A 10,599-nucleotide genomic window follows, 5' to 3' on the forward strand; every position below is an offset into this window, starting at 1 on the left:
TTCTTTGACTTCATCAGTAAAATCTAGTGAGTCAATATTAAGGAAAAATGTTTTAATCCCTATTGATTCAATTGTTTTCTTTACTTTTTGCTCAGTCTCTTTGTCTAACTCTAAGATCCATGCCATGACTTCAGCCGTTTCTTGATAATAATCTTTTTGTTGATTAGTCATTGCTTTCCCACCTTTCATTTAATTTTTATATAAAAAAAGAGCCACAAAATGTGACTCATTCCATATTTATCCGGTATGTTATCGCTATGAATTTTTCTAGATTTTATTATTGGGAAGCACCTTTACTTTCAACCTGAAAATATTGTTCAAGTGCCTTTTCAATGATTTTCTCAATCTCAGAATCCTTTTGCTCGGGAGTAAAAAATCTCTGGATGATTTTAGATTTTATTTTAAATGCTGATGCCTTTTTGGTTCTTTTAGTCTTTGAAATCTCACCTGACAAAATTTTGTAGATCGTATCTTCGGTTAATTTGTCCTTTTCCTCATATTGTTTAAGTAATTCTGATTTCTTCATGTCTATTTTAAAGCCATGCTCATCAATAAAGTTGTTCATTATCTTTTGATTCTCTTCTGAGATATAGGATATGAATACAGCAGGAATAAAAGCAATTTCTCCATCATCCACTCGATTTATAATCGGATCAATAAGATAATTGAGTCGGATATATCTTGCTACTGAGTTTTTAGATAGGCTATAATTTTCACCTATGACTTCAATGGTTTTCAACTTGTTCCCAACTTGGGAACAAGTTTTATCATCCTTGATTTCACTAGCTTTAACGAGATTTCTAATCTCATTGATCAGGTCGGTTCTTGCTCCCTGCCTGCTTAATGCATCATGGTGTGATTTTAATGCTTTTGCCTTTTCAGATGGTAACAAATCTGAAAAAGAGCGTTGCATTAAATTGGTCTCAGTGACAATCAACATAGCTTCATCGACTGTGAGATTCTCTTTTATGACTGCTGGAACCTTGTTGAGTCCTGCAAGTTTTGCAGCATTTACACGATTATGTCCTGAAAGAATCTCATAGAAATCAGAATCAGTTTTTCTGACTATGATTGGGACCATTACTCCCATTTCTTTGATACTGATGACCATATCATCCAATCGTTGCCCTTCATAAAGTTTAAAAGGATGATTATGAAATGGTACCAGTTTTTTAATTTCAATCTCTGTTACTCCTGTTTGTTCCTTATCTTTCGGATCTTCAATTTTTCCAAATATCTCTTCAAAACTCTGTAATTTCTTATCGCCCATTTGCCACATACTCCTTTACAAACTCATTATAAGCAATAGCCACGTTATTCTTAGGTTGATATTCGATAATGCTTTTACTGTTAAAATTAGATTCTCCGACTTTAACGGATACGGGTATCTTACTTTTAAATATTCTAATTTGCTTCCCATAAGCATCGTTGATTAGATTCAGAATTTCCTTTGACAGTAATGTTCTTTTCGTATACATGGTAATAAGAATACCGTCGATTTCAATACCTGGATTAATCCGTCTCTTAACCTTCATAATCGTCCTCAGTAATAGCTCTAATCCTTTTGCTGAAAGATACTGAGGTGTTGCTGTAATAAGAGCACTGTTGCACGCTACTAGGGCATTGATGGTTAGCATACCAAGTGATGGCATGCAGTCAATGATGATGTAATCATATTCGCCTTTCAAATTATGTAGAATGGATTTAAGAGTCATTTCTCTGCTCATTGCATTCACAAGATTTACTTCTACTGCTGAAAGTTCAATGCTACATGGTATAAGGTCAAGTCCATCTTTTGACAAAATATAAGCTGATTTATCCGGCAGTTCTTTCTCTTCAATAACCGACATCATCAAATGATAAATTGTCATATCAAGTTCTTCAGGCTGGTCTATACCAAAGCACATGGTCAAGTTGCTTTGTGGGTCAAGATCAACTAACAAAACCTTTTTTCCTGCCTTTGATAGTGCATAACCTAGATTAAGAGCAGTAGTGGTCTTACCTACACCACCTTTTTGATTGCATATAGAAATGATTTTTGCCGATTTCATAATATACTCCTTTCACGTTTTAGTTTTGATAAAAATTATCTAATTTAAATATACACTATCTAGTGTATATTTTCAAGTGTTTTTCTAAACTAATTCATTGTCAAAATCACTTTTTATTGATTTTTTACACTTTCCAGTGTATATTAGTATAGAGGAAGGTGAATTCTATGTATTTAACAATGGGTGAAAAAATCCGAATCTTATTAAAGCGAAAAAAAATGACACTTGCTGAATTAGCAACTGCCATAGGTACAACCAGCCAAAATTTATCGAATAAGTTGTCACGTGATAACTTCTCAGAAAAAGAGCTCCAGCAGATCGCTGAAGCTTTTGGTGGTCGTTTTGAAGGTTTTTTTATTTTTGATGATCAGGAAAATATCTAAATATGTAATTTAATTTTTTATAAGCTTTTTTAGTACTTCAATCTGTCTCTTAATTGTTTCATCATTTTTCATATTAAACAACTCACCTTTATATTGATTGATACTCTCAATTACCTCGAGAACCGCTGGAGCTGATATCATAGGAGTTAGCATACTAACCAATTCTTTAAACTTGGTTTTACATAAAGGAAATTGTAGCTTGCTAGCTATCGTGTCATTCATAAATGAAAATATGGCAATGATTGCTTGAGTTTGATTAAAACCTTTAATTAGTGATTTATATATTGGCTCTGCATCCCAACAAACACCATTTCCGTTAGTCAGATAAGCTTCAACTATTGTATAAACGTAAATAGTATTTAATTGTTTTGGAATACCATGAGTTCCTACAAGCCTTTTTAATTGTCTTGCAAATGGTGGTTCCTTATAGAAATTGTCCATATAGCTGTTATGAGCCGAAATCAAATTTTCAAGAGCAGTTTTTATTTCTGCTGCTCTTATTGCTTCAGGTAAATATTGTTCTCCTGAAACAATTTGCAGAAATGCTCTAGCTAGTTTTGCTTGTTCTTGATCATTATTCACTTTAAATTTAGCATATTTTATCCCAAAATCATTTTTTATTTCTTCATCTACTCTATCCCAAAGCATAGGTAATAGTAGATGAATATTCTGACGAGTCTGAGGTAAAGTATCTAAACGAGTATAGATGCCAAAAAAACCAGATGCTAGCGAATTAACTTTTTCTTTCGTTAAATTACAGAAAAATACTCCAATTTGTTCTGCCTCTTCTTTATCTATACAATTAGACTTAATATTTTTAAGTAATTTCCCTATTTCTATTGTTATATTTGAAACTGGCAATGAAATAACTTCTTTAATACAAGTTTCAAGCCACGAAATCAATTGTAGTCCTGTTATTTCAACTTGATTTGGATGTGCTGCACTAGCCCAATTTCTCATATACTTAATATAATCTAGATGTCTAAATCCAATATCAGATATCAAGTCAATTTCTTTAGCACCTTTAATTAATTCACTATCATCTAGTTTAACTAAATCATCAACATTTTTTAATTTGTTTCTTTTATCAGTAGATACTGCTAGATCATAAAAATATTGAATATCATAATGCGATACTCTGATTCTTAATTGTTTAATTGTTTCGTCCCATAAATAATTTAATGCTGCATCAAATAAACCAGCACTAGTTGCTGCAATAAATTTTGATAAATAATTCGCTTCTTTTCTTTGATTAGAATTCAACAATTCTAGAGCATCATTGATATTTTTAAAGACTTTTTTTCTTTCTTCAATCGGTACAAGAATAAATTCAGAAGGCAAACCACAAAAATCCAAAAATTGCAACATTCTATTTTCATAGCTTGATAAAGTAATTGCTATATCATTTTGGGTAATAATTTTTAAATTATTCTGTTCCATAAAAACACTCCCTCTATTCTCAATATATTTTTCATTATATCACAATAATAGAGGTATCTGAGAATCGATAATTTAGTCGTTTGTGTCAAGCAAATGTAGGCAAATTTTTTATTTCCCTTGTAGTCCTGTTTTTTTATTCATTTTACAGATTTATATTATAATCAAGAATTGAATATATTCTCAAGGCTGGTCTCTCTAATAAGCAAAACATATTCAATTCCTACAAAATTTTAATCTTTTTAGTCCTTCATTTTGTCAAGCCATAAGTTGTCATCTCTTAGGGGTCGCTCGATTTATGCTTGACAAGCAGCGGCCCCTGTAGAAAACCTATGTTTAACCTTACCTATATACCATTTCACTAAACGGTTTTAAGTCAAACATGCTGCGTATTGCTTTTCTTCCGTTTGTTACCTTGCAGTTTGAAAAGGGTAATTCTCCATGGTGCAGAGGATATACCGATTTCTTAACGGTCTTTTTCAATGTCGCCTTAGTATTTATAACTACTTCTTCAAACCGCTCTGTAAGCCTCTCAGGAAGTTTCCCTGATATAAGTGCTGCTACACTGCCTTTGAAATTACCACTCATTTTTAAAGCTATAATTTTTGATAGATTGGTGGCTCCTCTTTTACTCCAACTCTTTGCCCCTTTCATGCGGGAAGCAAATACTTCAATTTGCCTTTCCATTGTGCCTAAATTTCTGTATAAAATTTCTCCAGGTGGTTCTGGTAGCTCTATATCCTTTCTGTCCTTGTAGAGCACTATACCATCAATATTACTCTTTATATAGTTTTCTAATATGCTAAGTTTCTTTACTTCCTTTTCAAGACCCCCACATTTATACTTAAGTTCTTCTATCTTTTTGAATGCTTTATTAAATTCCCCATTCCTTAGCCATCTCATTATATGCCTTCTGGCGTGTTTGTCATAGACATTTCTAACTATGCACTTGGCAAGGTGATAAGGGTCCAACTGGAATTTGTCTGTTTGAAGGTCATGTCCTTTTCTAATCCACGAAGCACCATCGCCATTAAGTATCCTGTATACTATTTCATCAACGTTATATTTTCCTGCTATTGCTGCATCCCTTAAATCCCTAAAATCTTCCGGTTTCATATATCCTGCAAATGCCATCTTTTCAACTGTTTTGTATTCTTTTGATGATGGATATCTCTGCTTCCAGCCTTCATAAACTACTCCTACTTTAAGCTCTTTTTTCCCTTTGGAGGAATTATTTCTGCCTTTCCCCTGCATGGATAACCAAATTCCATCTGCTTCCTCAAATAGTACAGGTACCTCTTTCTCACCTGACAACTTGTTATCCTTAAAAGCTTCTACCAACCTGTTTTCAGCCTCACCTTGTTTTTCCCCTAATGCTTGAATTACATTCCACACTCCTTGATGGCTTATTCTTTGATTTGTCATATCAGAGATTGTATCTGCAACTCCCCGGTAGTCCATATCTGTTATTAGCTCAGCCATCTTTTCTACAAGATTTGGAGATATGAACCCTATAGTTTTAAAACCCATCACCTTATCCAAAAGGTGTATATATTCAGGTTCGCCGTCTTCTTTTATTCTTTTGTATAGTACTCTCTTTACTGGCACTTCTCCCATCAATGTCTTTAATGGCACAGTTCTTGTGCCTTTATGCCTTAGTTCTGACTTATTCCTGCTCAAAGCAAGCTCTTTATCTATCCTTTCCAGCAATTCCTGCAATAGCATTCTTGCTATTTCACAGCCTATTTCAAAAATATTTCTCTCTATCTGCTTGAATGTTATCTTCTCAAAGGTTAAACTATTCATATCATGACCTCCTGTTTTTGGTTTTTCGTCAATTCTAAACTACAGGAAAATCATGATTATGGGAAGAGCTTTTTTGCTCTTCCTATATTTTTTTATTAATTTGCCTACAAAAATTTTACTCTAAGAATTTAGTCTATAAAGAATCTTAAAGCACAAAAAGACCATGAAAAGTTTTTCTCTTCATGGCCTTTTTCTACTTTATCAAATCAGGAAACATATCTACGCACACGGTATCCGTAATGCAATTTCTATTTCGATCTGATTTATAATCTCTTTATCCTTACATCTATTAATTTTTGGCTTGTTTGAATTAAAGTTAAATATCTTTGTATCCATTGATATTGCAGCCATTACGGCTATTCTTTGCGACGTATTCTTACGCAGCACTCCACATGCCCCGTTCTAGGGAACATATCCACACATTTTGCCTTTACTAATCTATATCCATTTTCATTGAATATTTTAATATCTCTTACAAGAGTTACTGGATTGCATGATATATATAGAAATTCTTCAGGTTTATATTCTATAATCTTTCCAATTGCTTTAGGGTGAATTCCATCTCTTGGTGGATCTAATACTACCAAGTCCGGTTTTACATCTATATCTTCTATTTTTTCTAATACATCTCCTGCTATAAATTCAACATTAGTGAAATTATTTAGCTTAGCATTTTCAATAGCCATTTTTACAGCTTCTTCAACAATCTCAATGCCAATGACTTTCTTTGCTTTTTTTGCCATTATTTGTGCTATTGTTCCAGTCCCTGAGTATAAGTCGAATATAGTCTTTCCCTCAATGTTTTCAACGAAATTCAAAGCTGTTTCGTAAAGTTTTTCAGCTCCAAATGTATTTGTTTGAAAGAAAGAAAATGGGGATATTTTAAAATTAAGTCCCATAATATTTTCTGTTATATAGTCTCTCCCATATAATATCTCTATTTTATCAGCTTTTACTACGTCTGCTAATCCATCATTTATCGTATAAATTATACCTACTATATTGCCTGACAATTCTATTGACTGCAATAGTCTTACAAAATCTTCTTTGTTAAAATCCATGGTGCTTGTAGTGACTAGATTTACTAATATTTCACCTGTTGAGAGTGCTTTTCTTATAACTAAATGCCTTAAAAAACCACTGTGTGTTCTAGTATTATAGTAGGGAAAATTCAAATTTAAGAAATATTTTCTCACACTGTCTCTTATAATTGTAAAATCTTTATCGACAATATTGCAATAATCTGTATTTACAACTTCAAATATTCTCCCTTTTATATGAAGTCCTAATGAAAGAGATGTATCTTTCCCTTCATCTCCAAAAGTATATTCCATTTTATTTCTATACTCGGTTAATCTTGGAGATGGTATAATAACAAATCCATCCAATTCTATGTTTTCTTTTTCAAATAAAGCTCTGATTTGCCTATTCTTTAATTCTAATTCATCTTCATAAGTAAGACTTTGATATGTACAGCCCCCACATAAGTCCTTATGAGGACAGCCCTCTATTTTTTCTAAAGGCGATTTTTCAATTACTTCTAATATCCTAGCTTCGTCATGATCTTTTCTTCTTCTAGTTATCTTAGCTCTAACCTTTTGCCCTTCTATTCCACCTTTTAACTTTACTGTTTTCCCTTCATACTCTCCGATTGATACATTCGGATAGAGTACCTTTTGTATTTTTATTTCAACGATTTTATCTTTTCTTCCCATAATTACCTCCTAAAAATATAAAAGAAGCTTAATTAAGCTTCCTTTATATTATATCAGTTTCTTATTGATTTGAAATATTTTTACATGAGTTTAGCTATGTTATTTGCAAACTCTATTGGGTCTTCTATTGGCAAGCCTTCTATTAGTCTTGCTTGGTCATAAAGGAGATTTGTGTAAAGTTTAAATTTTTCTTCATCATGTTCATATGCATTTTTTAGTTTTTCATAAATTGGATGATTAGGGTTTATTTCAAGTATTTTTTCTGCTTTAATCATGTCTCCTTCAGGCATTTGTTTTAAGACTTTCTCCATTTCAATAGAAATTTCTCCTTCACTAGCCAAACACACAGGATGATTTTTTAATCTCTTTGAAAATCTAACCTTTGAAACTTTACCCTGAAGTAATTCTTTCATCTTTTCAAATATTTCTTTGCTTTCTGTTTCTTTTTCCTCTTCTATTTTTTCTTCTTCAATACCTAAATCTTCACTCGATATCGATTTGAACTCTTTACCCTTATAGTCTCTCATTACTTTTAATGCAAATTCATCTACTTCATCTATTAAATATAGAATTTCATATCCTTTATCTTTAATTATTTCTGTCTGTGGTAATTTATCTATTAAATCATAACTATCCCCAGATGCATAATAAATGAACTCTTGCCCTTCTTTCATTCTTGATACATATTCGTCTAAAGTGACTAATTTCTTTTCACTTGAAGAGTAGAACAGCAAAAGATCTTCTAATTTGTCTTTGTTCATACCGAAGTCTTGGTAAATTCCATATTTTAATTGTTTCCCAAAGTTCTTGAAGAACTCTTCATATTTTTCCCTATCTTCTTTTAGCATATTGAGAAGTTCTTCTCTTATTTTCTCCTCAATTTTCTTAGCCATAAGTCTTAATTGCCTATCATGTTGAAGCATTTCACGAGATATGTTAAGTGAGAGGTCTTCTGAATCAACAACACCCTTAACAAAGCTAAAATAATCTGGCAGCAATTCTTTACATTTCTCCATTATCATTACTCCACTAGAGTAAAGTTCTAGCCCTTTTTCGTATTCTCTTGAATAATAATCATATGGAACAGTGCTTGGAATATAGAGTATTGCGTTATATCTTACTACCCCGTCAATGCTAAGGTGTATCCACTTTAATGGTTTGTCAAATCCAAATCTCTTTTCCTGATAAAAATTTATATAATCTTCATCTGTCAGTTCGTTTTTATTTCTTCTCCAAAGTGGTACCATGCTGTTTATTGTTTTCTCAACTTTTACTGTTTCATATTCATCTGAATCGTCTTTTTTCTTATATTCAGTGACTTCCATTTTGATTGGATACCTTATAAAATCTGAATATTTCTTTACTAAATTCATCAGATTGTATTCATCTAAGTAGTCGTCATAGTTTTCATCTTCCGTGTTTTCTTTTATCTTGAGTATTACTTCTGTCCCGTATTCATCTTTTGTGGTCTCTTCTATGGTATATCCTTCAATTCCTTCTGATTCCCATTTCCACGCTTTGTCAGAGCCAAATGGTTTAGTTATTACAGTTACTTTATCTGCTACCATGAAACTTGAGTAAAATCCGACTCCAAATTGCCCAATTATGTCATATCCATCTTTTATTTCATTTTCTTTCTTGAATTGTAAAGACCCACTTCTAGCTATGACCCCTAAATTGTTTTCTAGTTCTTCTTTAGTCATACCTATGCCTGTATCTTTAACACTTAAAATTCTGTTTTCTTTGTCAAAAGAAATCTTAATATAATAATCGTCTTTATTGAAGGTTATGCTCTTGTCTGTTAGTGCTTTATAATATATTTTGTCTATGGCATCTGAAGCATTTGATATAAGCTCTCTTAAAAATATCTCTTTATGAGTGTATATAGAATTTATCATTAAATCTAACAATCGCTTTGATTCTGCTTGAAACTCTTTTTTCTCCATAAAAATACCCCCTCAATGATATTAGCACTCTTTTAGTTTGAGTGCTAATAATAAATTATCATATTGATTTTTCTTTGTCAACATCTCTCCAAAACTTATTTAGTTTTGAATCCATCTCTATAATGCTATTAATTCTCTTATGATTTGACCATTCTCTAGGCATGAGATTTTTATATTTACTAGTCAAATACCTATCGTCTATTAAAAGTACTGCTCCTTTATCGTTTTCTGATCTTATAACTCTGCCAACTGCCTGCATCACTTTATTCATGCCAGGGAAAGTGTACGCATAGTCAAATCCTTTTTTGTATAATTTTTCAAAATAGTTTTTTATTATATCTCTATCAAGTGAAATCTGAGGCATCCCAACTCCTACTATAACAGCACCTATCAATTTATCACCGACTAAGTCTATGCCTTCTGAAAAGCTACCTCCTAGTACACAAAATGATATCATATCATTGTTTAAAGTAAAGTTATTCAAAAATTCTTCTCTTTCTTTCTTGGTTAAGCTTGATTCTTCTTTCATAATGTATAAATCTGGGTATTTTGAATTGAAATCATCATATACTGTGTTTAAATAAGCATATGATGGGAAAAATACAATGTAATTTCCCTTTTTAGCCTTTACAAAGTTATATATTGTTTCAGTAATTTGAGGATATGTTTCTAAACGATCTTTGAACCGAGTTGAAATGTTTCCATATATCAAAATTAATAAATTTTCTTTTTTAAATGGAGAATTTAATATCATATGATAATCATCTTCATCTGAGCCGAGCAAATCTTTGAAATAATCTATTGGGGTAAGTGTTGCTGAAAAATATATATTTGCCCTGTTGTCAGAGGTTATGTTTTTTATAAATTTTGATGCATCTAAACAATAAAGTGTGAGTGAATGATTTTCAATTGCTTTGTCAAATTTAATGACATAATTTTCCCCATAAAATTCAGATATCTTTAAGAAAGTATTTAAATTAAAGTAAGTCTCTAAGCATTTGTCATAGCCTGGTACATCTTTTTTCTCCACTAAAAATTTCTCCAAAATTGCTAAACTCTTGCTAATAGGCCAGTATATGTCATCAATTTCTTCATTTTGGTATAGTCTGCCATTATTTAAAGCTTCATTTACTTTAGTTTCTATTTTGTTTATAACTTTTTCTAGGCGAATTGTATAATTAAATGAAACACAACTAAAAAAACAACGCTCATGAGAGCTTCTCTGTTATAATGTTATCAATGACAATAAACAGAAACGGAG

The 10,599-nt window shown here is 31.8% G+C and carries 9 protein-coding genes; 1 reads left to right on the forward strand and 8 read right to left on the reverse strand.

The window, feature by feature from the left end; genetic code table 11:
- The 3 genes from ACTB1H_RS07400 to ACTB1H_RS07410 all read right to left on the reverse strand — a co-directional run.
- Positions 1-189, reverse strand: a 189-nt coding sequence (locus ACTB1H_RS07400; RefSeq protein ID WP_463262203.1) for a hypothetical protein, incomplete at its 3' end; no start/stop codon positions are given.
- A gap of 88 nt (positions 190-277) precedes the next feature.
- Positions 278-1,270, reverse strand: a complete 993-nt coding sequence (locus ACTB1H_RS07405) for a ParB/RepB/Spo0J family partition protein (protein ID WP_463262204.1) — start codon at positions 1,268-1,270, stop codon at positions 278-280.
- Positions 1,260-2,051 carry a ParA family protein gene (locus ACTB1H_RS07410; protein WP_463262205.1) on the reverse strand — a complete coding sequence of 264 codons (792 nt, stop codon included), beginning with the start codon at positions 2,049-2,051 and terminating at the stop codon, positions 1,260-1,262. Before ACTB1H_RS07410 ends, ACTB1H_RS07405 begins: the two co-directional genes overlap by 11 nt.
- 179 nt (positions 2,052-2,230) lie before the next feature.
- Between ACTB1H_RS07410 and ACTB1H_RS07415 the strand changes: the two genes are divergently transcribed.
- Complete coding sequence (locus ACTB1H_RS07415; protein WP_463262206.1) at positions 2,231-2,434, forward strand: helix-turn-helix transcriptional regulator; 204 nt, start codon at positions 2,231-2,233, stop codon at positions 2,432-2,434.
- 9 nt (positions 2,435-2,443) lie between these two features.
- Here the strand turns inward: ACTB1H_RS07415 and ACTB1H_RS07420 are convergent, their stop codons facing one another.
- From ACTB1H_RS07420 to ACTB1H_RS07440, 5 genes are all read right to left on the reverse strand, one after another.
- Complete coding sequence (locus ACTB1H_RS07420) at positions 2,444-3,874, reverse strand: hypothetical protein (RefSeq protein ID WP_463262207.1); 1,431 nt, start codon at positions 3,872-3,874, stop codon at positions 2,444-2,446.
- A 339-nt stretch (positions 3,875-4,213) separates the two neighbouring features.
- Positions 4,214-5,677, reverse strand: a complete 1,464-nt coding sequence (locus ACTB1H_RS07425; RefSeq protein WP_463262208.1) for an ISLre2 family transposase — start codon at positions 5,675-5,677, stop codon at positions 4,214-4,216.
- Between the two features lie 356 nt (positions 5,678-6,033).
- Positions 6,034-7,392 (reverse strand): 23S rRNA (uracil(1939)-C(5))-methyltransferase RlmD, encoded by a 1,359-nt coding sequence (gene rlmD, locus ACTB1H_RS07430; RefSeq protein WP_463262209.1) that lies wholly within the window; start codon positions 7,390-7,392, stop codon positions 6,034-6,036.
- A gap of 80 nt (positions 7,393-7,472) precedes the next feature.
- Positions 7,473-9,338: a molecular chaperone HtpG gene (htpG, locus tag ACTB1H_RS07435; protein ID WP_463262210.1), complete on the reverse strand. Its 1,866-nt coding sequence runs from the start codon at positions 9,336-9,338 to the stop codon at positions 7,473-7,475.
- Positions 9,339-9,396: 58 nt separating this feature from the next.
- On the reverse strand, positions 9,397-10,368 hold the full coding sequence (locus ACTB1H_RS07440; protein ID WP_463262211.1) for an ATP-dependent DNA helicase: 972 nt from the start codon (positions 10,366-10,368) through the stop codon (positions 9,397-9,399).
- Positions 10,369-10,599 lie beyond the last annotated feature (231 nt).

The organism is Soehngenia sp., from assembly GCF_055108775.1.